Source organism: Lysobacter daejeonensis GH1-9, from assembly GCF_000768355.1.
In the GTDB taxonomy this organism is placed as follows: domain Bacteria; phylum Pseudomonadota; class Gammaproteobacteria; order Xanthomonadales; family Xanthomonadaceae; genus Aerolutibacter; species Aerolutibacter daejeonensis.
Map to the genome: position 1 here is coordinate 40,810 of NZ_AVPU01000007.1, position 26,574 is coordinate 67,383.

Below are 26,574 nucleotides of genomic sequence, written 5' to 3' on the forward strand. Positions count from 1 at the left end.
GACGCGATCCAGACCCGGAGCCCCCATGCCGATCACCCCGCAGGAAGCCCTGCAGCGCACCATCGAGCACCGCGAGATCTTCCACGACGAGATGGTCGACCTGATGCGCATGGTCATGCGCGGCGAGGTCTCGCCGGTGATGACCGCGGCCATCTTCACCGGCCTGCGGGTCAAGAAGGAAACCGTCGGCGAGATCGCCGGCGCGGCCACGGTGATGCGCGAGCTGTCGCGCAAGGTCCACGTGGCCGACCGCAACCATCTGGTGGATATCGTCGGCACCGGCGGCGATGGCGGCAACACCTTCAACATCTCCACGGCCAGCACCTTCGTCATCGCCGCGGCCGGTGGCAAGGTGGCCAAGCACGGCGGACGCAGCGTGTCGTCCAGCTCGGGTAGCGCCGACGCTCTCGAAGCGCTGGGCGCCGCCATCGAGCTGCCGCCCGAGCAGGTCGCGCAGTGTCTGGACACCTGCGGCATCGGTTTCATGTACGCGCCGCTGCACCACCCGGCCATGAAGGTGGTCGCGCCGGTGCGCCGCGAGATGGGCGTGCGCACCCTGTTCAACATCCTCGGCCCGCTGACCAACCCGGCCGATGCGCCCAACATCCTGATGGGCGTGTTCCACCCCGACCTGGTCGGCATCCAGGTGCGCGTGCTGCAGGAGCTGGGCGCACAGCGCGCGCTGGTGGTGTGGGGCCGCGACGGCATGGACGAGATCTCGCTCGGTGCCGCCACCCTGGTAGGTGAATTGCGCGACGGCGTGGTGCGCGAGTACGAGGTCCACCCGGAAGACTTCGGCATCGCCATGGCCGCCAGCCGCAACCTGCGCGTGGCCAATGCGCAGGAGTCCATCGCGATGGTGCGGCAGGCGCTGGACAATGAAGCCTGCCTGCCGCGCGAAATTGTCGCGCTCAATGCCGGTGCGGCCCTGTACGTGGCCGGCATTGCCGATTCGATTGCCGATGGCATCGCGCGCGCGCGTGAGGTCATCGCCTCCGGTGCGGCGCGCGCGCGCATGGAGACCTTCGTGCGCCTGACCCGCGAACTGGCCGGAGCCGCCTGAGCATGAGCGCCGATCGCTTCGCCCGGCTGCCGGAGCCGCCGTACTACATGGTGGCGTTCACCTCGCTACGCACCGACGCCGACGACACCGGCTACGCCGAGGCCGCCGAGCGCATGCTCGAGCTTGCGGCGCAGCAGCCCGGCTTCCTCGGCGCCGAATCCACCCGCGATGCCGACGGCTTCGGCATCACCCTCAGCTACTGGACCGATGAGCGCGCCATCCTCGCGTGGAAGCATCAGGCCGAGCATGCGGCCACCCGTGCCATCGGCCGCGCGCGCTGGTACAGCCACTACGAATTGCGCGTGGCCAAGGTCGAGCGCGCCTATGGATTTGGACGAACCGCATGAGTGACATCCTCAACCGCATCCTCGCCCGCAAGGCCGAGGAGATCGAGCAGCGCAGCCGGGTGCGCCCGCTGGAGGAGCTGCGCGCCCGCGCGCAGCAGCAGCAGCCGGCCGCACGCGGCTTCGTGCGCGCCATCCAGCACAAGCTCGACGCCGGCGACGCGGCGGTGATCGCCGAGGTCAAGAAGGCCAGCCCGTCGAAGGGCCTGATCCGCAAGGACTTCAACCCGGCCGCGATCGCGCGCAGCTACGAGGCCGGCGGCGCCGCGTGCCTGTCGGTGTTGACCGACGTCGACTTCTTCCAGGGCAGCAATGCCTACCTGACCGAGGCGCGCGCCGCCTGCGCGCTGCCGGTGATCCGCAAGGACTTCATCATCGATCCGTACCAGGTCTACGAGGCGCGCATGATCGGCGCCGACGCCATCCTGCTGATCGTTGCCGCGCTCGAGGACGGGCCGATGATCGAGATGGCCAATCTTGCGCACGAGCTGGGCATGGACGTGCTGGTGGAAGTGCATGACATCGACGAGCTCGAGCGTGCGCTGCAGACCGACTGCCAGCTCATCGGCGTCAACAACCGCAACCTGCGCACCTTCGAGGTATCGCTGGACACGTCGTTGGAGCTGAAGGCCGCGATGCCCGCCGACCGCATCATGGTCACCGAGAGCGGCATCGGCAGCCGCGAAGACGTGGCCCGCATGCGCGGCGCCGGCATCCACACCTTCCTGGTCGGCGAGTCGTTCATGCGCCAGCCCGACCCGGGCGCCGCGCTCCAGTCGATGTTCACCGCATGAGCAGCGACGACGCGATGTCCGCGGCGCCGCGGACCTACCCCGGGGTACGTGCTGACGCCCCGCTGGTGGTGTTCGATTTCGACCACACCCTGTACGACGGCGATTCCGGCACGCACCTGTTCGCCTGGCTGGTGAAGCGGCAGTGGTGGCGTCGCGCGCTGGCACTGCTGCTCGCGCCGGTGTTCGCGCCGCTGATTGCCTTCCTGCCCACGCGCCGCCGCGGCATCTCGGCGTTCGTCTGGGCCGGCTCGCTGGGCATGCGCGGCGTCGCGGATTTCAACGCGGCCATCGACCGCTATGTCGCGCTCCACGCCGACGAAATTCGTGGCCGCCTGCTGCCTATCGCATTGGACGTGCTGCATCGCCACCGCGAAGCCGGGGACCAGGTGGTGGTCGCCACCGGCGCCCCCCCCGAACTGGCCCGCGCAATCCTCGCCTTCGTCGCCCACGAGGACGTGCCGGTGGTCGGCACCGAAGTCGTGCCGCGTTTGGGGGGCGTCGGCCCGCGCCGCCACTGCCACCACGCCATGAAGATGGTGATGCTGCGCCAGGCCGGTTTCACCGCGCCGGTGGCGATGGCCTACACCGACAGCAGCGCCGACCTGCCGCTGCTGCAGGCGGCGGCGCGGCCGGTGGTGGTCAACCCTAAGCCCTCGCGCGTGGCGATGTTTCGCCGGCTGCTGCCGGCCGGCACGCCCATCCTCAACTGGGGATGCCCGGGCCGCGCGGGCGACCCGGTGACCTGACTCAATCGCGCTGCGGCGCGTCCAGGTCGCGGAAGAACTCCGCGAAGGTGTGCTCGGCGTAATCGCGGAACTCGCCGGCATCGTAGAAGCGCCCGTAGCAGCGCTTGCAGCTTTCGAACCAGATGTGCGGCTGCTGCGGGTCCACCATGCGGATCAGCGGGCTCTGCGGGCAACTGGGGCACTTGATCCGGTCGACATGGTTGTACTCGGCGCCCACCTCTGCGTCGCCGGTGTCGATCGTCTCGGCGTCGTCCTTCAGCCGCTCATGTTCCAGCATTTCGAACCACAAGCCGCGGCAGCGGGTGCAGCGGTCGGCATGGCCGTTCACGTGGGCGACGCGCTCCATCGGCGCGCCGCACTTGGGGCAGAGCAGGGCGTCGCTCATGACGCCTCAGCGGGTGCCGTACAGCACCACGGTCTTGCCGCGGGCATGCAGCTTGCCGTCGGCCTGCAGCTTCTTCAGGACGCGGCCGGCCATCTCGCGCGAGCAGCCCACCAGGCGCGACAGCTCCTGGCGCGAGACGCGGATCTGGGTGCCGTCCGGGTGGCTCATCGCTTCCGGTTCCTTCGCCAGGTCGTGCAGGGCGCGGACGATGCGGTCGGTCACGTCGAGGAAGGCCAGGCGGCCTGCCTTGCGGCTGGTGTCCAGCAACCGGCGCGAGATCTGTGCGCCAATCGCGTACAGCAGCTTCGGCGCATCCGCGGCCATGCGGGTCAGCAGCAGGTCGTAGAAGCGCTCGTGGCCGATCTCGGCCAGCTCGCAGACGCTGCGTGTGCGCAGGATGACCTCGCGCTGGGTGCTCTCGATGAACAGTCCCAGCTCGCCGACGAACTCGCCGGCGCCGAAGTAGCCCAGCACGAGTTCGCGGCCGTCTTCCTCCTCGGCGATGATGCTGACCGAGCCGGAGACCACGTAGTACAGCGTGCTGGCCGGGTCGCCCGGACGGAACACGTCCGTGCGCGACGGGTAGCGGCGGCGGTGGCAGTGGGCGAGGAAGCGTTCAATGGTGGCCCCGTCAGGCATGAGGGGGCTGGTTCGGCGCAGGACTGTCACGGATTCGTCGACCGGTCTGTTGGGCATTGAGTCAGGATTCAGCTACATGATGGAGCTTAGGGCCTACCGGGCAATGTCGCAAATGGTCAGAACCTGTCCTAGTGCGGCAAGCGTCCCGGAACGGTGTGAAGACGGTCGCGTTTCACCCCCGGGGGCGAAATTGCCCCATAATTGCCCCCCTTCCTCGCCTCACCGGGACAAAGACCGTGGTCAAGCCGTTGCCGCGCTTGCGGCTGCAGGGTTTCAACAACCTCACCAAGGCCCTGTCGTTCAACATCTATGACGTGTGCTACGCCGCCTCCGAAGACGAGCGTCGCCGCTACATCGAGTACATCGACGAGGCTTACAACGCCGACCGCCTGACCCAGATCCTGACGGATGTGGCCGAGATCATCGGTGCCAACATCCTCAACATCGCGCGCCAGGACTACGACCCGCAGGGTGCGTCGGTCACCATCCTCATCTCCGAGGAGCCGGTGATCGACAAGAAGGCCGCGGGCAAGGACGTGATTTCCGACGCCGTGGTCGCGCACATGGACAAGTCGCACATCACCGTGCACACCTATCCGGAAACCCATCCGGACAGCGGCATCGCGACCTTCCGATGCGATATCGACGTCGCCACCTGCGGCGTGATCTCGCCGCTGAAGGCGTTGAACTACCTGATCGAGAGCCTTGAGTCGGACATCGTGATCATGGACTACCGCGTCCGTGGCTTCACCCGCGACATCAAGGGCAAGAAGCACTACATCGACCACAAGATCAACTCGATCCAGGATTACCTGGCCAAGAACGTGAAGTCGCGCTACGAGATGCTCGACGTGAACGTCTACCAGGAAAACATCTTCCACACCAAGATGCACCTGAAGGAGTTCGACCTCGACAACTACCTGTTCGAGGAGAAGGCCAAGAACCTCTCGTTCAAGGACCGCATGAAGATCGAGGCGCGCCTCAAGCGCGAGATCGAAGAGCTGTACCACGGCCGCAACCTGGCCGACTGATCAGGATCGTTGGTCCAAGGCAACACCCAGAAGCGCCGGCCATGCCGGCGTTTCTGCGTTTGGGGTTCAGAACAGCGTGCCAAAGGAGTGGGACTGCCATGGCGTTGCGGAAAAACGCGCCATGGATGGCGCGTGGCCCGACTCGCGGCAGGATGCCGCGATGGAGGGCTGGAGCAATGCCATGGCAGTCCCGCTCCGTCCCGTAGCGAAGCGCTCAACCCGGCGCGCCGCAGCGATGCTCAGACCCGATAGGCAATCGCCTTCATCACCTTCGAAGCCGCCGCCATCAGGCTGGGCACCGGCACCGGCAACACCCGCGCCCCCGCCGCCTCCGCCTCGTCCGCATGGCGCGCCTCGTCGGCCTTCATCACCTCAAGGATCGCCCGGCTGCGTCCATCGCCCGCGGGCAGCGAGGCCAGGTGCTCGTCGATGTGCGCTTCCACCTGGCGCTCGGTCTCGACCACGAAGCCCAGGTTCCAGCCATCGCCGCGCAAGCCCGCGAGCGCGCCGATGGCAAAGCTGCCGGCGTACCACAGCGGGTTGAGCAGGCTGGGACGGCTGTCCAGCTCGCGCAGGCGGTCGGCGCACCACGCCAGGTGGTCGGTTTCCTCCTGCGCGGCTTCCAGCAGGTGCGCGCGGGTGGCGTCGTCGCGCGCGACCGCCGCCTGGCCGCAATACAGGGCCTGGGCGCACACCTCGCCGACATGGTTGATGCGCATCAGCCCGGCGGCGTGGCGGCGCTCCACCTCGTCCAGCACGACGTCCGCTTCCATGGCGGCCGGATTGGCGCGCAGCGCGGGCGGGCTGCCCAGTACGGTTTCCAGGGCGCGCTGGGCCTCCACGGCCACGCGGTCGAACGGGGTGAGGGCACGGTTCTGCATGCCGGCAGTCTAAGGTGACGCGGGCGGCGGATTCTTGATCCGTGCCAAACGCAGCAGGAATTCCAGCGGATGTTCAACCGGGATGGTGGTGCCGCCCGCCAGGTGGAGGCGGCAGCCGAGATTGGCACTGAGTAATCGAGTGGCGCCGCAACTGGCCAGCTGGTCGAGCAGCGGCTGCCGGTAGCCCGCGGCGCGTGCAGGATCTTCCAGCATCGCGGTGCCGGCGGCGCCGCAGCAGCCCGTGCCGGCGGTCAGCTCCAGCGCCTGCAGCCCGGGCACCGCATCCAACAGGCGGCGCAAGGCCGGGGTCGAGCGGACCACGTTGCGCTGGGAGCAGGGCAGGTGCACGGCCACGCGATCGGGGCAGGGCGCCCACTCCAGTCGGTCCAGGTGGCGCGCGAGGAAGGCCAGGGCGTCCTCGGCACGCCCGTCCGTGCCGACGGACGCGGCCACCGCCTCATGGCAGCCGGAGGCGAGGGTCAACACGTGGTCGATGCCGGACAGCGCACGGGCATTGTCGGCCGCCAGACGCGTCGCCGTGTCGGCGTCGCCGGCGTGGCGGTGCAGGGTGCCGCAACAGGTCTGGCCGGGGGCGTCCACGACGCGGTAGCCGAGCGCATGGCACAACGCGCCGAACTGGGCGCGCAGCGGTGCCTCGAAGCCGCGCCCGGCGCAACCCGCGAACAGCGCCACGGACGGGGCATCGGCCAGGAATGTGCTGGTCGAAGGTGGGTGGGTGCCAACCGCGGGCACGTTGCCTCGCGGCGCTGGGGTGGTCGTTGTTGCGGGCAGTGGCTTGGGAGGGCGTCCTCGTGGCGCGGCGGGCGGCCGTGGCAATCGGCGCATCGCGACGGGCAGCAACGGGAACGTCCATCGATACAGCCGCAGCAGCGCGGTCAGCTGCCGCGGGTGTGCCGCCAGCGCCTCGGTAATCCGCTGCAGGGCCCGTAAGGGCCGTCGCGCCCGTTGCCGGCTGCGCTGCAGGCTGATCAGGGCGCCATACTCCACGCCCGCCGGGCAGACCGCTTCGCAGCTGCGACAGGCCAGGCAATGGTCCAGGTGGGCGTCACCGGCGACGCTCGGGGCGATGCTGCCCAGCGCCAGCCCGCGCGCGATGGCGATGCGGCCGCGGGGCGATTCCGCTTCCAGGTGGTCGCGCGCGTAGGTGGGGCAGGCGGGCAGGCACAACCCGCACTGCACGCAACGGTCGGCCAAGGCCACCAGCGGGTCGGTGGAGGTCGGAGGAGCGGCGGGCATGGCCGGATGCTATCATTGCCGGCTGCGGACTTGCGGTGGCGCAACTGCCCCGCTACAATCCCGCTTCTTTCGTTCCGCCCTTACATCGCGCGGCGAAGTTCCGCTGGCCCGTCCGGCCCGCGGAACCAGCCCGACCATGTACCCATCAGTAGAGCAGTCATGAAGACTTTCAGCGCCAAGAATGAGACCGTCCAGCGTGACTGGTACGTGGTCGATGCCTCCGGCAAGACCCTCGGTCGCCTCGCTTCCGAGCTGGCCCGCCGCCTGCGTGGCAAGCACAAGCCGGTGTTCACCCCGCACGTCGATACCGGTGACTACCTCGTCGTGATCAACGCCGAGAAGATTGCCGTCACCGGCAACAAGCTGCTCGACAAGAAGTACCACCGCTTCACCGGGTACGTCGGCAACCTCAAGACCGAGAACCTGGCCCAGGCGCTTGAGCGCCACCCGGAGCGCGTGATCGAGATCGCCGTGAAGGGCATGCTGCCGAAGAATCCGCTCGGCCGCGCCATGTATCGCAAGCTCAAGGTCTACAAGGGCGCTGAGCACCCGCACGCCGCCCAGCAGCCGCAGCCGCTCGATTTCTAAGGTACTGACACATGGCACTCCAGCAGAATTACGGCACCGGCCGCCGCAAGTCGTCCACCGCCCGCGTCTTCCTGCGCAAGGGCGACGGCAAGATCACCATCAACCAGCGTTCGATCGAGGATTTCTTCGGTCGTGAGACGGCCCGCATGATCGTGCGCCAGCCCCTCGAGCTGACCAAGAACACCGACACGTTCGACCTGACCATCACCGTCGCCGGTGGCGGCATCACCGGCCAGGCCGGCGCCATCCGCCTGGGCATCGCCCGCGCGCTGGTCGAGTACGACGAGTCGCTGAAGTCCGAGCTGCGCAAGGCTGGCTTCATGACCCGCGACGCCCGCGAAGTCGAGCGTAAGAAGGTCGGTCTGCACAAGGCACGTCGCGCTACGCAGTTCTCCAAGCGCTAATCCTTGGGTTACAATCTGTTCCATAGCCCCGTCGCCAAGCGGTAAGGCATCTGACTCTGACTCAGACATTCGGAGGTTCGAATCCTTCCGGGGCTGCCAATACAGAACAAAAGACCCGCCGAAAGGCGGGTTTTTTGTTGCCTGCGTTCCGAGGGGAGTGATGCCCCTGCATGACCTGCCGGATCTTGCAGGTGCCCAGCAAGGCGGCCTGCCGCTACCTTGGGTCCACGCTTCAGCCGGGATTGGTTGGAAGAGGAATTCGGGGGGTTCTGTGTTCGGTCTGATCAAGAAAGTGCTGGGCTCGGAATCCGAGCAGTCCCAACGGACATTGGTGCAAGAAACGAGTACGACGGTACGCAGCCCGCGTGCGATCGCCTATGACGCCGCGCTGGTGCCGTCGCTCAAGCGCGACCACGGCGATCTGGTGCGCCTGTTCACCGAGATCGGCAACCAGGCCGCGGATCGCCGGTATGGCAGCGTGCCGGCCATGCTCACCACGTTCAAGACGCACTTCGAAGGCCACCTCATCGCCGAGAACGTTCGCTTCTACAACTATGTGGAGAACGCGATGCAGGACGACCCGGAGAACCTGATGCTGATCCGCAGCTTCCGCCGGGAAATGAACGCCATCGCGCGCGGCGTGGTCGACTTCGTCAAGAAGTACCAGATCAACCATTTCGACCAGCGCACGCACGAGGCATTCCTCGAGGACTACCGCGCCGTGGGCGCTCTCCTCGCGCAACGGATCGAACGCGAAGAAGCCAGCCTTTATCCGCTGTACCAGTCGGCCTGAACCGGCCTCCTTCCCACGCACGCAACCGGAGTATTACTGACATGGACGTCGATATTGTGCTCACCCCCCAGATGCAGGACCTGCGTTCCCGGCTGGAGCGGCACCGGGTCTTCGATGGCATCACCGACATGGCGTCGTTACGCGCCTTCATGCAGGTGCACGTCTTCGCGGTCTGGGACTTCATGTCGCTGGCAAAGCGCCTGCAACGCGACCTGACCTGCGTCACGCTGCCTTGGATGCCGCCCGCGGATCCGGCCGCCGCGCGCCTGATCAACGACATCGTGCTGGCCGAGGAAAGCGACATCGATGCCCACGGCAGCCCCGCCAGCCACCTGGATCTGTACCTGGTCGCCATGCGCGACGTGGGCGCGTCGACCGCGCAGTTCGAGGTGTTCCTGGCCAGCCTGCGTGCCGGGATGGCGCTGGCGGATGCATTCGAGGCCGCGAGTGTGCCGAGGTTCGTGCGGCGATTTGTGTCGCACACGCTGGACACCTGCCAGCACGGCTCCACCGTGCAGGCCATGGCGAGCTTCTTCTACGGCCGCGAGAACGTCATTCCGGGCATGTTCCAGGGCCTGCTGGACCGTTGGGGTCTCACCACCGCGGAGGCCCCGGGCTTTGTCTATTACCTGCAGCGTCACATCGAGCTGGATGGTGACAGCCACGGTCCCGCCGCGAGCCGCATGATCAGCGCTGCCCTCGGGCGATCCCCCGACGCCCTCGAGGAGGCGCGTCATGCGGCTCGCGACGCCCTGGTCGCCCGCCATGACCTGTGGGATGGCACGGCCGAGCTGCTCGGCGCCCACCGCAGCACCCCTTTCATGGAAGAGACCGCAACGGCCCTGGCCTGATTGCGTGGCGGTGGCAGCCCCCCTGGCTGCCACCGCCCCATGGACTGGGCTCACGCGGCGCGCGCTTGGCGGATGGCCGGGCGTGCGCCCACGGCCGCCAGGTTGCGCGCATGCAGGGGCAGTCGGAACGCCAGGCTCATCACCCGGCCAATGCGTCGCGGCGTGCCAAGGACATCGACCTGCAGGCCCAGCTGCATCAGCATCCGGGCGAAGGCCGCGCTGGTCACGCCCACCAATGCGCTCAAGTCGCGCTCCGCGCCAAACCGCAGCGACTCGGCCACCATAGCGGCAGGCAGTGCGCTGAAGCCGACGCCGCCCTGTGTATGTGCTTCGGCCACTGCGAATCGGCTGACCTCCCACTCCTCGTCGCTGGCCGGGACGGGGGCGCCATCGAGCAGGTCCGGGAACACGTCGCGCAGCATGTTGGGCCCCAGGGTTGGCAGGAGCCGACAACAGCCGAGCGCGGTGGTAGTGTCGCCGGGCGCGCGTGCGACGAGGTAGTGCGGGCCGATGAGATCGAACCAGTCGTGCTCGCGACCGCCCTCCACACGTACATCCCAGCCCAGTCGGCTGTGGAAGACATCGGCGCGTAGTCGGAACATGCTGTCCAGCAGCGGGGCGTGGAGGCCGGCTTCGCCGGCGCGGGCTACGGTGATGCGGGTCATGCGTCTCTCCTTGATGCGATGAAGGAGAGACAAGTGAGCGCGTGACCTGTCGCTTACGGCAGCTGCCGGAATTGACAGGTTCGTCGCCGTCACGGTTTTGACGTTGCGACCCGCTCCTGGGGTGGGGTGGCCGAGATCATGCCCAGTGAGATCGCCCGTGCCACGGCGGCCTGGCGCCCGCATACCCCGAGTTTCTGCGCGGCGTTCTGCAGGTGGAAGATCACGGTGCGTTCCCCGATCAGCAGCAACTGCCCGATCTCCCAGCTGGTCTTGCCCTGGCTGGCCCAGAACAGGCATTCACGTTCGCGACGGGTCAGGGGCGGCAGTCGCAGGGGCAGGTTGGGCCGGGCGAAGCGCCGGGCGGCCTCATGGGTAAAGTGAGCGACAAGGTGCAGTTGCGGCAGTTGGTTGGCCAGCAGCGCCCCGCCCTGCGTTTCTGTGGCGAAGGACATCAGGCCCCAGGCGAGCCCGGGGCCATGCAACGGCACGCTGATGCCGGCGCCCAAGCCGAACTCGTTGGCTTCGCCGAACATCTGGCGGATCTTGCGCTGGTGGGGGTTGCCGGCAAGCCGGCCGACCGGTTGCACGTCCTGCCAGAGCAGGGGCGTGGCGCGATCGTGGCAGTGGGCCACGATAGGGTCGAGCTGCAGGTAATCGCGCTCCAGGTAGCGCGCCACCCAAGCCTGCGGGTAGCCGCCCAGGGTGAACTGGCCGCGGGCAGCATTGGCCAGGGGCAAGTCGGTGGCGTACAGCCAGTGGCATACCCCCAGCGGGCGGACCAGAGTGTCCACCGCCGTGGTAAGCGCCTCGGGGCTATCGCATTCGGCCAGGCGCTGGAGCGCACGCAAGTCGGTCAGCATCCTGCTTTCCGTTGAAACTGGCCGCTAACATTAACAGGGCCCGGGCCTGTAAGGTCGTGACCCACTGCCGCGTGGCCATCGACAAAGTTACAATTGAAACAATTGCGCACAGGCGCACCCAACCGGATTACGCAATGAAACTTGGATCGCTGAAGGAAGGCGGCCGTGATGGCACGCTCATCGTGGTGTCCCGCGACCTGACCCGCGCCGTTCGCGCGACTGGCATCGCCGACACGCTGCAGCGCGCGCTTGAGGACTGGTCCAACACTGCGCCGCGCCTCAATGCGCTGTACGACACGCTCAACGCCGGCAACGCGGACGGCGCCTTTGACGTGGACATGGCGGCGCTGGCCGCGCCGCTGCCGCGTGCCTACGAGTTTGTCGATGGCAGCGCCTACCTGCCGCACGTGGAGCGCGTGCGCCGGGCGCGCGGCGCCGAGGTGCCGGAGAGCTTCTATGTCGATCCGCTGATGTACCAGGCGGTCAGCGCCGGCTTCTACGGCCCCCGCGACCCGGTGAAGGTGGTCAGCGAGGACTACGGCATCGACCTGGAGGCCGAGGTGGTGATCGTCACCGACGACGTGCCGATGGCCGCCACGCCGGAGCAGGCCGCGGGCCACATCCAGCTGGTGGGCCTGGTCAACGACGTCAGCCTGCGCAACCTGATCCCAGGGGAACTGGCCAAGGGCTTCGGTTTCCTGCAGTCCAAGCCGCGTTCGGCATTGAGCCCGGTGTTCGTCACGCCGGACGAGCTGGGTGACGCCTGGCAGGACAGCAAGGTGCACCTGCCGCTGCTGACCCACATCAACGGCGAGTGGTTCGGCGCGCCGGAGGCCGGCGTGGACATGCAGTTCAACTTCGCCCAGCTCGTGGCCCATGCGGCCAAGACCCGGCCGCTGTCGGCCGGCACCATCGTCGGCTCCGGCACGGTGGCCAACGAGGACACGTCGCTGGGCGCTTCGTGCTTCGCCGAACGCCGCACCGTTGAGACCCTGGAGCAGGGCAAGCCGGTGACGCCATTCATGAAGTTTGGCGATCGCGTGCGCATCGAGATGCTGGATGCCGACGGCCGCAGCGTGTTTGGCGCCATCGAGCAGCGCATCGAAGGTCCCACGTCCTGACGGGCCTGGCCTGACCAGTGGCCCCGGGGGCCGACCGAAGGTCGGTTGGCCTCCCTCCGCGGGCGTAACGTTCGCGGGACTGGTGATGGGGAACCCGGAATTCCAGCGTGACCGACATTCTCAAGCTTTTCAGCTATTGGCGCTCCAGCGCCGCCTACCGCGTGCGGATCGGCCTCAACCTCAAGGGGTTGGCGTACGAGATCGCGCCCGTGCACCTGCTACGCGATGGTGGGGAGCAGCATGGCGCCGCCTTCCGCGCGGCCAACCCACAGGGGCTGGTGCCGGTGCTGCAGCACGGCCAGCGGATGCTGCGCCAGTCCGTTGCGATCCTGGAGTATCTGGACGAGACCTGGCCCGATCACCCGCTGCTGCCGGCTATCGCGCGCGACCGCCAGCGCGTGCGCGCCATCGCCCAGGTGGTGGCGTGCGACATCCACCCGCTGAACAACCTGCGGGTGCTGCAGTACTTCGATCGAGAATGGCACGTGCCGCAGCCGGAGCGCGACGAATGGGTGCGGCACTGGATCGTCGAGGGTTTCCGCGCGGTCGAGGCGATGCTCACCGACCATCCCGCGACCGGCCGCTTCTGCGAGGGCGACCGCCCCACGCTGGCTGACTGCTGCCTGGTGCCGCAGGTCTACAACGCGCGCCGCTTCGGGGTGGATCTCAACGCGTTTCCGACCATCGCGCGGATCGAGGCGGCGTGCCTCAAGCTGCCGGAGTTCGACGCGGCCCGGCCGGAGCGCCAGCCGGATTGTCCGCCGCAGTAACGGGAAAGCGCGTGGTCCCGCGCAAACCAAGCCCCGGCTCGTGCTGCCCTGAACGTCAAAACGCCCGCATTGTGCGGGCGTTCTGCATTTTCACCAGTGCTTCTGTGGGCGGTCCAAGGCCGCGCCGGGCCTCAGTGCGAGGATGCGGCGTCGAACACGTCGGCGTAGGGGTCGTGCTCGCCCGAGCCGCCTTCGGACAGGCGGAACTTCAGCGCCAGGCCGTCGCGCGAGTCAGCCGCGCGCAGCGCTTCTTCCATCTCGATCTTGCCTTCCTTGTGCAGGCGGAACAGGCACTGGTCGAAGGTTTCCATGCCGTCCTCCAGCGACTCCTCCATGGCCTGCTTGATCTCGTGCACTTGGCCGCGGCGCATCAGGTCGCGCACATGCGGGGTGTTGATCAGCACCTCGGCCGCGGGCAGGCGACGGCCGTCGGTACCGACCACCAGGCGTTGCGAGACCACCGCCTTGAGGTTCAGCGCGAGGTTCATCAGCACGTTCTTGTGCGCCGATTCGTGGAAGAAGTTGAGGATGCGCTCCAGCGTCTGATCGGCGTTGTTGGAGTGCAGCGTGGCCAGGCACAGGTGGCCGGTTTCGGCGAAGGCAATCGCCGCCTCCATCGTGGTGGCGTCCAGGATTTCGCCGATCAGGATGACGTCAGGCGCCTCGCGCATCGCGTTCTTCAACGCGTTGTGGAAGGCGTGGGTATCCAAGCCGACCTCGCGCTGGTTGACGATCGACTTCTTGTGTCGGTGCAGGTACTCGATCGGATCCTCGATGGTGAGGATGTGGCCGCTGGAGTTACTGTTGCGGTGGTCGATCATCGACGCCAGCGTGGTCGACTTGCCCGAGCCGGTGGAGCCGACGATCAGCACCAGGCCGCGCGGCTCCATGATGATGTTCTTCAGTACCTGCGGCAGCTGCAGCTCCTCGATCGAGGGGATGGTGCTGCGGATGGCGCGGATCACCATGCCCACTTCGCCGCGCTGCTTGAACACGTTGATGCGGAAGCGGCCGGAGTCGGGCAGGGCATAGGCCATGTTCAGTTCCAGGTCGCGCTCGAACTGCGGGACCTGGCCTTCCCCCATCAGCGAATAGGCGATCTTCTTGACCATGCCGGACGGCAGGCCGGTGCTGCCCAGCGGGTGCAGCTTGCCTTCGATCTTGATGTACACCGGTGCGCCGGTGGTCAGGAACATGTCCGACGCGTTCTTGTCCGTCATCAGCTTCAGGAAATAGCCGATGTCCATGTACAACTCCCTCGGTGGCGATGGCGTACCGTTGCAAGGCGGCCATCCGCTAATGACAATGGCCGCGCGAGCCCACTCAATCACGGCACCCCTTGATGAATCCTAGCTTCGCACACTTTCGATTTCCGCTGCTGGTCGTTTTCCTGATCTGTGCGCTGGGTGCATGCGCGTCGCTGCCACCGCCGACCCAGGAACTGGCGAATGCCCAGCAGGCGGTCACCCGGGCCGACGGGGCGGATGCCTCGCAGCATGCTCCCGACCAGTTGGCCACGGCCCGTGACGCCCTCGGCCGTGCCCAAGCAGCGATGGCCGCGGGCAAGGAGGACGATGCCCGCCGCATGGCCCTGGCGGCCGCGGCCGAGGCCGATCTGGCCTATGCCAGGAGCCGCGAGGCCGTGACCCGCGCCGAACTGGCCCAGCGCCAGGCCGAGGTCGCCGAACTGCGGCGCCGACTGCAACTGGAGGAGGGCCCGTGATGCCGCGTCCGATGATGCTTGCCGCCGCGTTGGGCGCCCTGCTGGCTGCTGGACCGGGCTGGGCCCAGGACCCGGCCAATGCCCTGGCCCGCCTCAATGAGCGGCTGGTGGCGGTGGAAGCCAATGCCCAGTACAGCGGCCTGGCCGCCTACGAGCGCCTTCAGGCCCGCCAGGCGCTCGATGCGCTGGCCAAGGCCCCTGGCCGTGAACGCGAAGCCGCCCGCTATGTGGCCGAACGCAGGGTGGAAGCGGCCGAGATCGTGGCCCGAACGCAGGCCCTGCAGCGGGACGTCGACCGGCTGGACCGCGAACGCGCCGAACTGATGCTGGAAGCCTCGCGCCAGGACGCGGCCCGGGCCCGCGCCGAGGCCGAGCGCCTGCGCATGGAAGCCCAGATGCAGGCCGAAGAGGCTGCGCGACTGCGCGCCCAGGCGGAGGCCGACGCCATGGCCCGGCAGGACGTGGAAACGGCCCTGGAAGGCGTCACCGGCGCGCAGGAGGCCAAGTTGAATGCGGCGCGCGCCCGTGAACTGCAGTTGGCTCGCCAGGAAGCCGAGCTCATGGCGCGCGGCAAGCTGCCGCCCTCCAAGGTCGATGCCCGCGGTGAGGTGTTCACGCTGGCCGGTGACGCTTTCACCTCCGGCAAGGCGACGCTGACCCCGACCGCGGCCAGCGCGGTCCGGACCCTGTCGGTGTATCTGCAGGCGATCGAAGGCGGCCGTGCCCGGGTCGAGGGCCACACCGACAGCCAGGGCAGCGCCAGTGCCAACCGCAGCCTGTCCCTGCAGCGTGCCAACGCGGTGCGCGATGCGCTGCTTGCAGCGGGTTTGCCGGCGGTGCGGGTACAGGCCGTGGGCCGTGGCGCCGACCAGCCGGTCGGGGACAATCGCACTGACGCCGGACGCGCGGCGAACCGCCGCGTGGAAGTCATCGTATTGTCAAAATAACGTTATTTATCAGCTACTTATGTACATAACTGCGGGACGGGCCCGATGTCCCGGGGCCTCCGCCTCGCGGGCCGGTCGGCCATCCGTCGGCATTCGACCATCGCCTATTGCCGACCCCCGGTGGCAGGAGTAGGGTCGGTTATCCAAGCGGTCCTTTTTCCGCTTGGCGATGAGCCAGGCCCATGAAGCAGGTGTCGACTTCACAGGATCCCGCCGCCGGAAAGCCGGTGCCGGGGCCGTGTGATCCCGGCCCCCGGATGGATCTGGCCACCATGACGACTCCCCGCGACGCCTCGACCGCCCGGTCGGGGCGTTTGCATTTGTGCTGAAGGAGGCACTCATGTTCGAAGGTCAACCGCAGTTGGAAATCGACGCGCTTATCAAGAGCGACCCGGAGTTCAAGCAGCTCTATCAACGCCACCAGCTCCTGGACAAGAAGGTCATGGACGCCGAGTTGGGCGTGCTCCCCATCGATGACAACACCCTGCACCAGATGAAGCGCGAGAAACTGGCTGCCAAGGACCGCCTCGTCAGGATGTACGACGCCAGGCCCCACTGACACCCGCCGACGGGCGCCGTAGGCCATCCTCGTCGGCCTGCGGCGCCCGCGGCCGGTTACACTTCGCGGGTCAGCCGCACGGTTGCGGCCGCAGGATCCGCATGTCCATCCACGCCTCCGTACTGGAACTCATCGGCCAGACGCCGATCGTCAAGGCGCGCAACCTCGATACCGGGGTGTGCGAGCTCTACTTCAAGCTGGAATCGCAGAACCCGGGTGGTTCGATCAAGGACCGCATCGGCCTGAAGATGATCGAGGCCGCCGAGGCGCGCGGCGACATCAAACCTGGCGACACGCTGGTCGAGGGCACCGCCGGCAACACCGGCATCGGTCTGGCGCTGGTGGCCCAGCAGAAGGGCTACAAGCTGATCCTCGTGGTGCCGGACAAGATGAGCCGCGAGAAGATCTTCAACCTCAAGGCGATGGGCGCCCAGGTGGTGCTGACCCGTTCGGACGTGGCCAAGGGCCACCCCGACTACTACCAGGACATGGCCGAGCGCATCGCGCGGGAGACCCCGGGCGCGTACTTCATCAACCAGTTCGGCAATCCGGACAACCCCGCGGCGCACGAGTTTGGCACCGGGCCGGAGATTCTCGCGCAGATGGCCGAGGTCGGGGGGCTGGACGCCATCGTGTTCGGCTGCGGCAGCTCGGGCACCATGACCGGCCTGTCGCGCTGCTTCGCCGCGCACTCGCCGCAGACCGAGCTGATCCTGGCCGACCCGGTCGGCTCGATCCTCGAGGAATACATCAACCGAGGCACGCTCAGCGACAAGTCCGCCAGCTGGATGGTGGAGGGCATCGGCGAGGACTTCCTGCCGCCGATCTCCGACTTTACCCGGGTGAAGAAGGCCTATGCGATCAGCGACAAGGAAAGCTTCCTGACCGCGCGCATGCTGCTGGAGCGGGAAGGCATCCTCGGCGGCTCGTCCACCGGCACCCTGCTGGCCGCGGCGCTGAAGTACTGCCAGGAGCAGGCCACGCCCAAGAAGGTGCTGGTGTTCGTCTGCGACACGGGCAACAAGTACCTGTCGAAGATGTACAACGATTACTGGATGCTGGACAACGGCTTCCTGGCGCGCGAACCGTACAACGACCTGCGCGACTTGATCCTGCGCCCGTTCTCGCAGCGCGACACGGTGGTGGTGGGGCCGAACGACCTGTTGGTCACCGCGTACCAGCGGATGAAGCTGTACGACGTCAGCCAGCTGCCGGTGATGGAAGGCGACCAACTCGTCGGCATAGTGGACGAAAGCGACGTGCTGTTGCACGTGTACGGCGATGAGTCGCGGTTCCGCGATCCCGTGTCCACGGCGATGGTCAGCAAGCTGGACAAGGTCGATGTGCGCGCGCCGATCGAGGCGCTGCTGCCGGTGTTTGACCGGGGGCACGTGGCCATCGTCACCGAGGGCGAAAAATTCTTGGGGCTGATCACCCGGATCGACTTGTTGAACTATCTGCGGCGCAGGGTGCAATAGGCGTCACGGTTTGGTGCGTCCTGTGCTGAACAGGGCGCGTCCGCGAGGGTCGTCGCCCGGGTTTCAAGGGGGTTTTGCAGTCTGGCCGATGCGCGGCCGATGCTAGAATCTGCGGTCGCCCACCGTGGGCGCAGGGAGCATCGCAATGGCCGAACCGTCATCGGGGAATTCCGCCCACAAGCCGGGTCTTGGGACGCTGGCGATCCATGCCGGGCAATCACCGGATCCGAGTACCGGCGCGGTGATGACGCCGATCTACGCGACGTCGACCTACGTGCAGTCCAGCCCGGGCGTGCACCAGGGGTTTGAGTACTCGCGCAGCCACAACCCCACGCGCTTCGCCTACGAGCGCTGCGTGGCGGCGCTGGAAGGCGGCACCCGTGGGTTCGCCTTCGCCTCGGGCCTGGCGGCGACGTCCACCATTCTGGAATTGCTGGACGCCGGCAGCCACATCATTGCCATGGACGACGTGTATGGCGGTACCTACCGCCTCTTCGAGCGTGTGCGTCGACGTACGGCGGGCCTGGACTTCAGCTGGGTGGACCTGAGCGACCTGGCCGCCTTTGAGGCAGCGATTCGGCCGGAAACGAAGATGGTCTGGATCGAGACGCCCACCAATCCGCTGCTGAAACTGGTCGACATCGAGCAGATCGCCGCGGTGGCGCGCAAGCGCGGGCTGATCGTGGTGGTGGACAACACCTTCTGCTCGCCGATCATCCAGCGGCCACTGGAACTGGGGGCGCACATCGTCATGCACTCGGCCACCAAGTACCTCAATGGTCACTCCGACATCGTCGGCGGCATGGCGGTGGTAGGCGACGACGCAGAATTGGCCGAGAAGATGGCATTCCTGCAGAACGCCATCGGTGGCGTGCAGGGACCGTTTGACAGCTTCCTTGCGCTGCGTGGGTTGAAGACGCTGCACCTGCGGATGAAGGCGCATTGCGAGAATGCGATGGCGTTGGCGGAGTGGCTGGAGTCGCACCCGGCGATCGAAAAGGTGATCTACCCAGGGTTGAAGTCGCATCCGCAACACGAGCTGGCTCAGCGGCAGATGGACGGATCTGGGGGGATGGTTTCGGTCTATCTCAGGGGGGGCTTTGAAGCCGCCAAGCGCCTGTGCGAGAACGCCGGCCTGTTTTCCCTTGCCGAGTCGCTGGGTGGCGTGGAGAGCCTGATCAACCATCCGGCCGTGATGACACACGCATCCATTCCCAAGGAGCGGCGTGCACAGTTGGGGATTGCCGACAGCCTCGTGCGGCTCAGTGTCGGCGTCGAGGACGTCGCCGACCTGCGCGAGAGCCTGGAACAGGTGATTGGCGTCGGGCGCTGAAGTGCCCGTGTATCGAGGAGTGAAGTAGTGAGTCAGTATCGGCACCGCGCCGCCAGCCCGCTTGGGCTGGTCAGGTCGCTGCGCGACAACAGGGAACTCATCGTCGCGCTGACTCGGCGGGAAGTCGTGGGTCGGTATCGTGGCTCGGTCATCGGCCTGGCGTGGTCTTTCCTCTACCCGCTGTTGATGCTTGCGGTTTACACGTTCGTGTTTTCGGTGGTGTTCAAGGCGCGCTGGCCCGGTGGGCAGGGATCCAAGACTGAGTTCGCGCTGGTGCTGTTTACGGGCTTGATGGTGTACAGCGTCTTCTCGGAATGCGTGAACCGTGCTCCAAGCCTGGTGTTGAACAACGTCAACTACGTCAAGAAGGTGGTCTTCCCGCTGGAGATCCTGGCCGTCGTCAGCTTCCTGTCGGCGTTGTTCCACATGCTGGTGAGCGTGCTGGTCTGGACAGCCTTCTATCTTTGCTATTTTGGCATCCCGCCTGTCACCGCCTTGTTGCTTCCCGTCGTGCTCGCGCCGCTGGTGCTGTTGACGCTGGGTCTGAGTTGGCTGCTCGCATCGCTTGGCGTCTATCTCCGTGACGTGGGACAGGCGGTGGGTATCTTCACGACGGTGCTGATGTTCATGTCGCCGATCTTCTATGCAGTGGAATCGCTGCCCAAGGAGTATTGGCCCATCATGCACGCGAATCCTCTGACCACCACCATCACCCAGGCGCGCCAGGTCATGATTTGGGGGCAGGGTTTCGATCCAGGCGCTTGGACCATGGCGTTGGTACTTGGTGGCCTGGTGGCGTGGATGGGGTATGCGTGGTTCCAGGTAACGCGCAAGGGTTTTGCCGATGTCCTCTGATGCGAGTGTCATCCGGGTTGATCGCGTCGGTAAGCACTACCTGATGTTTGATTCACCGCGGGCGCGGTTGAAGCAGTTCGTCGTGCCGCGATTGCGCCGGATCCTGGGATTGCCCGACAAGCGCTACTACAGCGATTTCCACGCACTGACCGATGTGTCCTTCCATGTCGCTCCGGGAGAGACCGTGGGGATCATTGGCCGCAACGGCTCGGGCAAGTCGACGCTGCTGCAACTCATCTGCGGAACGTTGACGCCGACAACAGGGAAGATCGAGACCAATGGCAGGATCGCAGCGCTGCTTGAACTGGGGTCCGGCTTCAACCCCGAGTTCACCGGCCGCGAGAACGTCTACCTGAATGCGGCCGTGCTCGGCCTCGGCGCCAAGGAGATCGACGCGAGGTTCGATGACATCCTGCGCTTCGCCGACATAGGCGACTTCATCGACCAGCCCATCAAGACGTACTCCAGTGGCATGGTCGTCCGTCTCGCGTTTGCCACGGCGATCCATGTGGATCCCGACATCCTGGTGGTGGACGAGGCGCTGGCGGTAGGCGACGCCGCTTTCCAGCAAAAATGCCTCGATCGCATTCGCCAGTTGCAGCGACGGGGAGTGGCTATCCTCCTGGTGACGCACTCGACGAACGCCCTGATCGAATACTGCGACCGCGCCATATTCCTCAAGAAGGGCACGTTGGTCATGGACGGCGATTGCCGCGACGTGGTCAAGGCCTATGCCGATGACCTGGTGCTCGACGAGGGTGGCGAACTGCTGGACCTTGCCGTGGAGCCAGAATGCCATGAGCCGCAGGTTGCCGTGGTGGTCGATGACGATGCCGCTTCGGTGAGTGTCCCGATCATGGTGGAGTCGGTTGCGCTGACGGATCCTTCGAACCGGCCATGCTCCACCGTGGCGTTCTCTGGGATCCTGCGCGTTCGCGTCAGCGTGCGGGTCAATGGTGTCGTGCCAGAGCCGTGCTTCGGCATCCAGCTGTCGAGTGTCGACGGCATTTCGCTGTGGAGTGTCACCACCCAGATGATGGGCGTCCAACTGCCCGCTCTTGATCCGGGGGTCTACCACTATGAGTGGGAATTGCGCACACCGTTCTCAGGCAATCGATACGTCGTGGCCATTGGTGTCGGCCAGATCATGAACGGTGAATACCGTCGGGCGCACCGGGTGAGCTATGCCGGGCATTTCGACGTACTCTCGCAACCTCATTCGGGGGCAGGTTGGCTCGCGCCGTCTCCCGTGTTCCATGTACCCAGGGTAGTGAACTCGTGAGTACCTCGGATGAACATGTGCGCGTGCTCGCGACGGGCTGGTATGGCGCGGGCAATGTCGGCGATGAGTTGATCCTGCGCATATTGGCCAGGTGGTGCGAGGAAGCCGGCGCGCGAGTTACCACGCTGAGTCCGTTTCCCCGCCATACCCGCAGCATCCATGGCCTGGAAGCGGTGGACGCCTTCGACTTCAGCGCGGCGGCGGAGAGCATGCTCGACGCAGATCTGTTCGTTCTGGGAGGCGGAGGCCTCTTCCAGACCCACCATGGGTTCACGGTGCCGGGGCTTTTCGACTACGCGCCTGGCGACATCTCTGCGTACGCCCGTCCGGCATTGATGGCCCACCAGATGGGGGTGCCCACGCTGTTGTGGGCACAGGGCGTTGGTCCGCTCAATGGCGATCACCCCAGGGAGATCGTCAGGGACGTCTTTTCCAAGGCGTCATTCGCCAGCGTGAGGGACGAGGTCTCCAATCGCACCCTGCGCGAGATCGGGGTGGGGCATGACGTGCTCGTTGCTCCGGACCCTGTCTGGGCGTTTCCGGTGGACCGCAGCGGGCAACGCAGCATCGGCGCCACCCGTCGTCTCGGCTTGGTATTGCGCGAATGGTCGTTCCAGCCGGGCTGGGAAGACGCGTTCGTTGCCGCGATCAGAAGTGCGGCTTCACCGCAGAACGAACGACTCGTCTGGATTCCGTTCCAGGTAGGGGAGGAGGGCGCGTCAAGCGCGGATATGGTCCTTGCCCGTTCGCTGATGGCCCGCTTGGGCGAGTATGAGCACGAGGTGGCAGCCTCACCAGATCCTGACGACATGGTGGCTGTGCTGGCGGGCTGCGATCGCCTCGTGTGCATGCGGCTTCATGCCCAGATCCTGGCGTTGAAACTGGGACGTCCGGCGCTATGCATCGAGTACGACCCCAAGATGAGTCGCGTCTCCGAAATGTCCGGCTTGCCGGAGTCGCTGAGGTTGATGCCGTCGGCGCCGCCGGAAGCGTGGCGAAATGGCATGCGCACGCTGCTGGAGACCGATCGTCCACTTGTTTCGATGGAGCGGATATTCGAGTTGGAGGCGGCGGCGCTCGCGCACAAAGTCTTGCTGCATTCCGCGATCGATTCCGTGCGCGGACGTGAATCCTCGAGGCGCTGGTCCAGCGACAGGTTTGATTGGGTTGGCACGTGGAGCGACAGCACGGCGCAGCGTGCGTTCGCTCGCCGTGAAGCGGCCCTCGTGGCCCAACTCGCGCGATCTGAAGGCCAGGTGACCGCGCTTGCTGGTGCAATGCGACAGCACGAGCTTGCCGTCAGTACTGCAGAGCGCGCAGTGGCCTTGTCCGAAGGCATGGTCGCGGCAAAGGAAGCGGAACTCACTGCACTGCGTGCGCAAGTGGCGACCGGGGCTGAACGTCTGCATGCGTTGCAGGCGGACGTCGATGCCTGTCGCGCAGACGTTGCGGGCCTGCGAGAAGAGCTCGACCGCAAGGACCGCCAGCAATTGGCGTTGCGACAGGAGCGGGAGGCCTATTCCAGTGAGTGCCTTGAGCTCAGGAAGGAGATCGAGTCGCGCATCACCGTCACGAACGCCCTGATGTCCGAAGTCTCCCAGCTCCGCGCCGACCATGACGTGGCAGGGCGTGAACGCGACCGCATGCAGGGGTTGCTGGCCGAGCGCTCCGCTGAGCTTGATAAGGTCGTGGGGAGCTGGACGTGGCGTTTGACGCACCCGATCCGCTTGGGCCGCGCGTTGCTTGTGTTGCCAGCGCACGAGCGCCGAGCGTTGGCCTATAGCGCAATGAGGTCGGCGTTCTGGGCTATGCCGCAACCCTTGCGCCTCAAGCTGGACAGCCTTCGTCACCGGTTCGTGCAGCGCGCGAAAGTGGCTGAGGAAGTGGAACTCCCGGCTTCCGACGCTGGCCTCGATTGGATCGCCCTTGTCGACGCTGCGGGGAAGGTTGCGATCGTGCCGAGCGCATTTGAGTTCGAGGAACTTGCCAACCAGCGTCCGATCAATCTTGCAAAGTACCTCGCCGGTCGCGGCTACACCGTCCTGTTTGCGGCCTGGCAGTGGTCACGCGACGAGCGCTTGTCGAAATCCAACCAGCAGGTTCATCCGGGCATCTGGCAGATCGACCTGTATTCGCTCATTGACAACGTTGGGAAGCTTGCGCGGCGCCAGGATCCCAGCTCGATCTACGTCTTGACGCTTCCCGCGCCTGAGCTGGTCAACCTGCACCAGGCCGTGCGCAGGAGCGGCTTTGCGGTGGTGTATGACATCCTCGACGAGTGGGAGGCTTTCAATGCAGTAGGGCAGGCGCCGTGGTACTCCAAGGCCCATGAGCACGAAGCGGTAATGGCGGCAGACGTGGTCGCTGCCGTTTCGCCGCCATTGACTGCGAAGTTCGGCCACCTGCGGGGCGACATGCATGTTATCGGTAACGGCTATACGCCAGCCGTGCTCGGACTCGACAACAAGTTCTGCGCCGCAGGCGCAAGGAATGACGGGAAACAGCTCCGCATTGGTTACTTCGGCCATCTGACCGATGCTTGGTTCGACTGGGGCCTTGTCCTCGATGCCGCCCGGCAGCTCCCGGACTGCCGGTTCGAGATCATCGGTTATGGCGAACCCCAGTGGGTGCGGGACGCCGCGAGCCAGGTGCCCAATCTGACGCTGTTGGGAAAGGTTCCACCATCTGATCTGTGGAAGCATGCGCGACACTGGCACGCGGGCCTCGCGCCGTTCAGGCCGGGTCCGCTTGCAGTGGCCATCGATCCCATCAAGGTCTATGAGTACATTTACCTCGGTTTGCCCACCGTGTGCACCGGCATTCCGCACCTTGCCGACCTTCCTGGCGTGAGTGTCGTAGAGGGCCTTGGGGCGTTTGTGGAAGCTTGCCAGGCCCAACTGGAAATCCAGCCGGACTACGAGGCCATGGAGCGATGCTTGGAGCAGACGACGTGGGAAGCCCGGTTTGATTCGATGCTCAGGCTCGTGGATGCCGATGGGCTTCGGGGGATGTATGGCTCGTAAGGTCTGTTTTGCCTACCAATGGGCGACTTATGGCGGAGTGGAGCGCGTCTTCCTCAATCGTGCGCACGCCTTCGCGGCCCACGGGCGGGACGTCGAGATCGAGGTTTATTATGGATCCGACGGCGGGGGCCTTGCCGCATTTCAAAGGACGATCGTCGACCTGGGCTTGGACGACCGGTTGCGCGTCACGCCGCGCTTCGATCCGGCGCGGTACGACGTCGTGTTCGCCATCGACTCTCCTGCACTGCTCCCAGCGCGCCTGACCGACATCACCAAGTGGGTAATGGAGTGCCATACCCCGTACGCAGCGGCCCGGAGCTATCTCGCTCAACTGCCGGACGAGATCGCTCAAGTCACGGTTCCCTCGATGACCTTCGAGAAACTGGTGCGCGAAGAGCATCCCGAACTGGGGTTGCGTATCCGCCTGCTTCGCAATTGCGTGTCGCCCCATCAGGGCAAGGCCGCCCCGCGATTGCCGGGATGGAAGCAGCAGCCGCTGCTGTATTTCGGGCGCCTGGACGACCTGAAGAATCCACAAGGCTTCATAGAGCTTTTCCTTGAGCTCGATCGGCGGACGCCAGGTCGGTACTTTGGCCTTGTCGTGGGTCCCGAGGTGCCGGGTTACGACATGGCGCACAGGATCGAAAAGGCCGGGCTGCGCGGCAAGGTGCTGCAGTTGCCTCCGTTGCCTTTCCTGCAGACTTCGGCATTTCTCGGTGCCTTGCACGAGCTGCAGGCGGTGATGGTCTCCCCGTCGTTCGGCGAGTCGTTCGGATTGGCCGCGGCCGAGAGTATTGCTGCAGGCGTCCCTGTGCTGCTGTCGGCCTTGCCCGAGCATTCGGAGCTGGTTGGCGGTGACGACAGGCACCTGTACGTGCCAGCGCAGGTCGGGCTTGGGGCCGACAAGCTGGAAGCGATAGTTGACGATTACCTGTCGGCATCCGATCGGATGACCAGCTGTGCCAAGGCGTTCAGCGACGGGGCATTCCTTTCAGATTGGGACAGCTTGATGCATGACCTTGGATTGGCCGGTGCCGATCCAGTGTGGGCGGTGAGCGAGGAAATGGGGTTGTGAGCAACAAGAAGAAGATTCTGATTGTCGTAGGCACCAGGCCAGAAGCCATCAAGATGGCGCCCGTGATCCTTGCCCTCCGTGCGGAGCCATGGGCGGAGGTCACCGTGCTGGCCACCGCGCAGCACCGGCAGATGCTCGACCAGGTCATGGCCGCATTCGCGATCAGTACGGACATCGACCTGAACCTCATGCGGCCGAACCAGTCGCTGACCGAGCTGACGGCCAGGATCCTGCATGGGATGGACGGGGTCTTCGAAGCGCGTCAGTTCGATGCCGTTCTGGTCCAGGGGGACACCACAACCGTGATGGCCGTCGCCATGGCTGCCTTCTACCGTGGCATTCCAGTGGGCCACGTTGAGGCGGGACTACGTACCGGTGATATCAGGAATCCTTTCCCCGAGGAGATGAACCGGGTGGTGGCGGGCAGGTTGTCGCGCTGGCATTTCGCTCCTACGACGAGTGCGCAGCAGAACTTGATTCGCGAGGGCTACCCGGCGGCTGACGTCCATGTCACCGGAAACACGGTTATCGACGCGTTGATGGCGGTTGCATCGCGTGAGCTTGACATGGGCGTGGACATCCCCGTCGGCAAGAAACTCGTTCTGGTGACCTCGCACCGCCGCGAGAACTTCGGGGAGCCACTGCGGGGAATATGCCTTGCCGTGCGCGACCTGGTCGAGCGGCATGGCGATATTCACGTGCTGTATCCGGTCCATCCAAATCCCAACGTGGTGAACACGGTCAACGAGATTCTGGCGGGTCATCCCGCCATTACGCTCAGCCAGCCGTTGGACTACCTCCCCTTTGTCGCAGCGATGAAGCGAGCGCACCTGATCCTCAGCGATTCCGGGGGAGTTCAGGAGGAAGCACCTGCGTTGGGCAAGCCCGTGCTCGTGATGCGGCGGGAGACCGAGCGTCCCGAGGCCGTAACCGAAGGCGTCGTGCGTCTCGTGGGGCCCGACCGTGACGCTATTGTCAGGAACGCCAGCTTGCTGCTGACCGATGACGACGCATATGCGCACATGGCGCGGGGGGGCTCGCCTTACGGCGATGGCCAGGCGTCACGCCGAATCGTGGCGATACTCCGCGAAGGCTTGGCCGCCTGAA

28 protein-coding genes and 1 tRNA gene are annotated in these 26,574 nt (G+C 65.9%); 22 read left to right on the forward strand and 7 right to left on the reverse strand.

What is annotated here, in order from left to right; all coding sequences use genetic code 11:
- Positions 1 to 25: 25 nt before the first annotated feature.
- Genes trpD through N800_RS05855 form a run of 4 tightly spaced genes read left to right on the forward strand, consistent with a single transcriptional unit; the run spans position 26 to position 2,947 of the window.
- Positions 26 to 1,063: an anthranilate phosphoribosyltransferase gene (gene trpD / locus N800_RS05840; protein WP_036135858.1), complete on the forward strand. Its 1,038-nt coding sequence runs from the start codon at positions 26 to 28 to the stop codon at positions 1,061 to 1,063.
- Between the two features lie 2 nt (positions 1,064 to 1,065).
- A complete protein-coding gene (locus N800_RS05845) occupies positions 1,066 to 1,410 on the forward strand; it encodes an antibiotic biosynthesis monooxygenase family protein (RefSeq protein WP_036135860.1) in 345 nt (114 codons plus the stop codon).
- On the forward strand, positions 1,407 to 2,201 hold the full coding sequence (trpC, locus tag N800_RS05850) for an indole-3-glycerol phosphate synthase TrpC (protein WP_036135862.1): 795 nt from the start codon (positions 1,407 to 1,409) through the stop codon (positions 2,199 to 2,201). Before N800_RS05845 ends, trpC begins: the two co-directional genes overlap by 4 nt.
- The gene (locus N800_RS05855; RefSeq protein ID WP_425476499.1) at positions 2,198 to 2,947 is read left to right on the forward strand and encodes a haloacid dehalogenase-like hydrolase; all 750 of its coding nucleotides are present in this window, start codon (positions 2,198 to 2,200) and stop codon (positions 2,945 to 2,947) included. Before trpC ends, N800_RS05855 begins: the two co-directional genes overlap by 4 nt.
- 1 nt (position 2,948) lies before the next feature.
- Here the strand turns inward: N800_RS05855 and N800_RS05860 are convergent, their stop codons facing one another.
- Together N800_RS05860 and crp are read right to left on the reverse strand one after the other, a co-directional pair.
- On the reverse strand, positions 2,949 to 3,332 hold the full coding sequence (locus N800_RS05860; protein ID WP_198032478.1) for a TFIIB-type zinc ribbon-containing protein: 384 nt from the start codon (positions 3,330 to 3,332) through the stop codon (positions 2,949 to 2,951).
- A gap of 6 nt (positions 3,333 to 3,338) precedes the next feature.
- The gene (gene crp, locus N800_RS05865) at positions 3,339 to 3,971 is read right to left on the reverse strand and encodes a cAMP-activated global transcriptional regulator CRP (protein WP_052107963.1); all 633 of its coding nucleotides are present in this window, start codon (positions 3,969 to 3,971) and stop codon (positions 3,339 to 3,341) included.
- 236 nt (positions 3,972 to 4,207) lie between these two features.
- On the opposite strand from crp, the gene speD reads away from it, so the two are divergent.
- Positions 4,208 to 5,002 carry an adenosylmethionine decarboxylase gene (gene speD, locus N800_RS05870; protein ID WP_036135867.1) on the forward strand — a complete coding sequence of 265 codons (795 nt, stop codon included), beginning with the start codon at positions 4,208 to 4,210 and terminating at the stop codon, positions 5,000 to 5,002.
- A 239-nt stretch (positions 5,003 to 5,241) separates the two neighbouring features.
- Here speD and coq7 read toward each other — a convergent pair whose 3' ends face one another.
- Together coq7 and N800_RS05880 are read right to left on the reverse strand one after the other, a co-directional pair.
- Entirely contained in the window at positions 5,242 to 5,883 is a 642-nt protein-coding gene (gene coq7 / locus N800_RS05875; RefSeq protein WP_036135869.1) for a 2-polyprenyl-3-methyl-6-methoxy-1,4-benzoquinone monooxygenase, read from the reverse strand.
- A gap of 9 nt (positions 5,884 to 5,892) precedes the next feature.
- Entirely contained in the window at positions 5,893 to 7,140 is a 1,248-nt protein-coding gene (locus tag N800_RS05880) for a (Fe-S)-binding protein (protein ID WP_052107964.1), read from the reverse strand.
- A gap of 159 nt (positions 7,141 to 7,299) precedes the next feature.
- On the opposite strand from N800_RS05880, the gene rplM reads away from it, so the two are divergent.
- From rplM to N800_RS05905, 5 genes are all read left to right on the forward strand, one after another.
- The gene (rplM, locus tag N800_RS05885) at positions 7,300 to 7,728 is read left to right on the forward strand and encodes a 50S ribosomal protein L13 (protein ID WP_036135871.1); all 429 of its coding nucleotides are present in this window, start codon (positions 7,300 to 7,302) and stop codon (positions 7,726 to 7,728) included.
- Between the two features lie 11 nt (positions 7,729 to 7,739).
- Positions 7,740 to 8,132: a 30S ribosomal protein S9 gene (rpsI, locus tag N800_RS05890; protein WP_036135873.1), complete on the forward strand. Its 393-nt coding sequence runs from the start codon at positions 7,740 to 7,742 to the stop codon at positions 8,130 to 8,132.
- A 24-nt stretch (positions 8,133 to 8,156) separates the two neighbouring features.
- Positions 8,157 to 8,231: transfer RNA gene (locus N800_RS05895), tRNA-Gln, on the forward strand.
- A 232-nt stretch (positions 8,232 to 8,463) separates the two neighbouring features.
- On the forward strand, positions 8,464 to 8,925 hold the full coding sequence (locus N800_RS15260; RefSeq protein WP_198032479.1) for a hemerythrin domain-containing protein: 462 nt from the start codon (positions 8,464 to 8,466) through the stop codon (positions 8,923 to 8,925).
- Positions 8,926 to 8,966: 41 nt separating this feature from the next.
- A complete protein-coding gene (locus N800_RS05905; protein ID WP_036135874.1) occupies positions 8,967 to 9,776 on the forward strand; it encodes a DUF3050 domain-containing protein in 810 nt (269 codons plus the stop codon).
- 50 nt (positions 9,777 to 9,826) lie between these two features.
- Here N800_RS05905 and N800_RS05910 read toward each other — a convergent pair whose 3' ends face one another.
- Complete coding sequence (locus N800_RS05910) at positions 9,827 to 10,441, reverse strand: acyl-homoserine-lactone synthase (RefSeq protein WP_052107966.1); 615 nt, start codon at positions 10,439 to 10,441, stop codon at positions 9,827 to 9,829.
- An 89-nt stretch (positions 10,442 to 10,530) separates the two neighbouring features.
- Entirely contained in the window at positions 10,531 to 11,301 is a 771-nt protein-coding gene (locus N800_RS05915) for a helix-turn-helix transcriptional regulator (protein ID WP_052107967.1), read from the reverse strand.
- A gap of 134 nt (positions 11,302 to 11,435) precedes the next feature.
- Between N800_RS05915 and N800_RS05920 the strand changes: the two genes are divergently transcribed.
- A complete protein-coding gene (locus tag N800_RS05920) occupies positions 11,436 to 12,422 on the forward strand; it encodes a fumarylacetoacetate hydrolase family protein (RefSeq protein WP_036135875.1) in 987 nt (328 codons plus the stop codon).
- 107 nt (positions 12,423 to 12,529) lie between these two features.
- Positions 12,530 to 13,192: a maleylacetoacetate isomerase gene (gene maiA, locus N800_RS05925; protein WP_036135877.1), complete on the forward strand. Its 663-nt coding sequence runs from the start codon at positions 12,530 to 12,532 to the stop codon at positions 13,190 to 13,192.
- A 131-nt stretch (positions 13,193 to 13,323) separates the two neighbouring features.
- Here maiA and N800_RS05930 read toward each other — a convergent pair whose 3' ends face one another.
- A complete protein-coding gene (locus N800_RS05930) occupies positions 13,324 to 14,439 on the reverse strand; it encodes a PilT/PilU family type 4a pilus ATPase (RefSeq protein WP_036135879.1) in 1,116 nt (371 codons plus the stop codon).
- Between the two features lie 95 nt (positions 14,440 to 14,534).
- Here N800_RS05930 and N800_RS05935 point away from each other — a divergent pair, with 95 nt between their 5' ends.
- From N800_RS05935 to wecB, 10 genes are all read left to right on the forward strand, one after another.
- Positions 14,535 to 14,915 (forward strand): DUF4398 domain-containing protein, encoded by a 381-nt coding sequence (locus tag N800_RS05935; RefSeq protein ID WP_036135881.1) that lies wholly within the window; start codon positions 14,535 to 14,537, stop codon positions 14,913 to 14,915.
- Positions 14,915 to 15,862 (forward strand): OmpA family protein, encoded by a 948-nt coding sequence (locus tag N800_RS05940; RefSeq protein WP_232227550.1) that lies wholly within the window; start codon positions 14,915 to 14,917, stop codon positions 15,860 to 15,862. Before N800_RS05935 ends, N800_RS05940 begins: the two co-directional genes overlap by 1 nt.
- 340 nt (positions 15,863 to 16,202) lie before the next feature.
- Positions 16,203 to 16,421 (forward strand): HP1242/YdcH family protein, encoded by a 219-nt coding sequence (locus tag N800_RS05945; protein ID WP_036136039.1) that lies wholly within the window; start codon positions 16,203 to 16,205, stop codon positions 16,419 to 16,421.
- Positions 16,422 to 16,522: 101 nt separating this feature from the next.
- The gene (locus tag N800_RS05950) at positions 16,523 to 17,899 is read left to right on the forward strand and encodes a pyridoxal-phosphate dependent enzyme (RefSeq protein WP_036135883.1); all 1,377 of its coding nucleotides are present in this window, start codon (positions 16,523 to 16,525) and stop codon (positions 17,897 to 17,899) included.
- A 145-nt stretch (positions 17,900 to 18,044) separates the two neighbouring features.
- On the forward strand, positions 18,045 to 19,232 hold the full coding sequence (locus N800_RS05955) for a cystathionine gamma-synthase (protein WP_036135885.1): 1,188 nt from the start codon (positions 18,045 to 18,047) through the stop codon (positions 19,230 to 19,232).
- A 27-nt stretch (positions 19,233 to 19,259) separates the two neighbouring features.
- On the forward strand, positions 19,260 to 20,087 hold the full coding sequence (locus tag N800_RS05960; protein ID WP_036135888.1) for an ABC transporter permease: 828 nt from the start codon (positions 19,260 to 19,262) through the stop codon (positions 20,085 to 20,087).
- Entirely contained in the window at positions 20,077 to 21,369 is a 1,293-nt protein-coding gene (locus tag N800_RS05965; RefSeq protein WP_036135891.1) for an ABC transporter ATP-binding protein, read from the forward strand. Before N800_RS05960 ends, N800_RS05965 begins: the two co-directional genes overlap by 11 nt.
- The gene (locus N800_RS05970; protein WP_156962886.1) at positions 21,366 to 24,392 is read left to right on the forward strand and encodes a polysaccharide pyruvyl transferase family protein; all 3,027 of its coding nucleotides are present in this window, start codon (positions 21,366 to 21,368) and stop codon (positions 24,390 to 24,392) included. The genes N800_RS05965 and N800_RS05970 overlap by 4 nt, the downstream gene beginning before the upstream one ends.
- Positions 24,382 to 25,467, forward strand: a complete 1,086-nt coding sequence (locus N800_RS05975; protein ID WP_036135896.1) for a glycosyltransferase family 4 protein — start codon at positions 24,382 to 24,384, stop codon at positions 25,465 to 25,467. Before N800_RS05970 ends, N800_RS05975 begins: the two co-directional genes overlap by 11 nt.
- Positions 25,464 to 26,573 carry a non-hydrolyzing UDP-N-acetylglucosamine 2-epimerase gene (wecB, locus tag N800_RS05980; RefSeq protein WP_036135898.1) on the forward strand — a complete coding sequence of 370 codons (1,110 nt, stop codon included), beginning with the start codon at positions 25,464 to 25,466 and terminating at the stop codon, positions 26,571 to 26,573. The genes N800_RS05975 and wecB overlap by 4 nt, the downstream gene beginning before the upstream one ends.
- The last annotated feature ends 1 nt before the right edge of the window (position 26,574 follow it).

What these genes read in the sequence shown, in the direction of transcription:
- N800_RS05935 (WP_036135881.1), top strand. Translation starts at nt 14,535, where the DNA reads ATGAATCCTAGCTTCGCACACTTTCGATTTCCGCTGCTGGTCGTTTTC.
- N800_RS05915 (WP_052107967.1), bottom strand. Translation starts at nt 11,301, where the DNA reads ATGCTGACCGACTTGCGTGCGCTCCAGCGCCTGGCCGAATGCGATAGC.
- N800_RS05920 (WP_036135875.1), top strand. Translation starts at nt 11,436, where the DNA reads ATGAAACTTGGATCGCTGAAGGAAGGCGGCCGTGATGGCACGCTCATC.
- crp (WP_052107963.1), bottom strand. Translation starts at nt 3,971, where the DNA reads ATGCCTGACGGGGCCACCATTGAACGCTTCCTCGCCCACTGCCACCGC.
- N800_RS05855 (WP_425476499.1), top strand. Translation starts at nt 2,198, where the DNA reads ATGAGCAGCGACGACGCGATGTCCGCGGCGCCGCGGACCTACCCCGGG.
- trpD (WP_036135858.1), top strand. Translation starts at nt 26, where the DNA reads ATGCCGATCACCCCGCAGGAAGCCCTGCAGCGCACCATCGAGCACCGC.
- N800_RS05955 (WP_036135885.1), top strand. Translation starts at nt 18,045, where the DNA reads ATGGCCGAACCGTCATCGGGGAATTCCGCCCACAAGCCGGGTCTTGGG.
- N800_RS05860 (WP_198032478.1), bottom strand. Translation starts at nt 3,332, where the DNA reads ATGAGCGACGCCCTGCTCTGCCCCAAGTGCGGCGCGCCGATGGAGCGC.
- N800_RS05930 (WP_036135879.1), bottom strand. Translation starts at nt 14,439, where the DNA reads ATGGACATCGGCTATTTCCTGAAGCTGATGACGGACAAGAACGCGTCG.
- N800_RS05945 (WP_036136039.1), top strand. Translation starts at nt 16,203, where the DNA reads ATGTTCGAAGGTCAACCGCAGTTGGAAATCGACGCGCTTATCAAGAGC.
- rpsI (WP_036135873.1), top strand. Translation starts at nt 7,740, where the DNA reads ATGGCACTCCAGCAGAATTACGGCACCGGCCGCCGCAAGTCGTCCACC.
- N800_RS05965 (WP_036135891.1), top strand. Translation starts at nt 20,077, where the DNA reads ATGTCCTCTGATGCGAGTGTCATCCGGGTTGATCGCGTCGGTAAGCAC.
- rplM (WP_036135871.1), top strand. Translation starts at nt 7,300, where the DNA reads ATGAAGACTTTCAGCGCCAAGAATGAGACCGTCCAGCGTGACTGGTAC.
- N800_RS05950 (WP_036135883.1), top strand. Translation starts at nt 16,523, where the DNA reads ATGTCCATCCACGCCTCCGTACTGGAACTCATCGGCCAGACGCCGATC.
- trpC (WP_036135862.1), top strand. Translation starts at nt 1,407, where the DNA reads ATGAGTGACATCCTCAACCGCATCCTCGCCCGCAAGGCCGAGGAGATC.
- N800_RS05910 (WP_052107966.1), bottom strand. Translation starts at nt 10,441, where the DNA reads ATGACCCGCATCACCGTAGCCCGCGCCGGCGAAGCCGGCCTCCACGCC.
- N800_RS05905 (WP_036135874.1), top strand. Translation starts at nt 8,967, where the DNA reads ATGGACGTCGATATTGTGCTCACCCCCCAGATGCAGGACCTGCGTTCC.
- coq7 (WP_036135869.1), bottom strand. Translation starts at nt 5,883, where the DNA reads ATGCAGAACCGTGCCCTCACCCCGTTCGACCGCGTGGCCGTGGAGGCC.
- N800_RS05845 (WP_036135860.1), top strand. Translation starts at nt 1,066, where the DNA reads ATGAGCGCCGATCGCTTCGCCCGGCTGCCGGAGCCGCCGTACTACATG.
- N800_RS05880 (WP_052107964.1), bottom strand. Translation starts at nt 7,140, where the DNA reads ATGCCCGCCGCTCCTCCGACCTCCACCGACCCGCTGGTGGCCTTGGCC.
- N800_RS05940 (WP_232227550.1), top strand. Translation starts at nt 14,915, where the DNA reads ATGCCGCGTCCGATGATGCTTGCCGCCGCGTTGGGCGCCCTGCTGGCT.
- N800_RS05975 (WP_036135896.1), top strand. Translation starts at nt 24,382, where the DNA reads ATGGCTCGTAAGGTCTGTTTTGCCTACCAATGGGCGACTTATGGCGGA.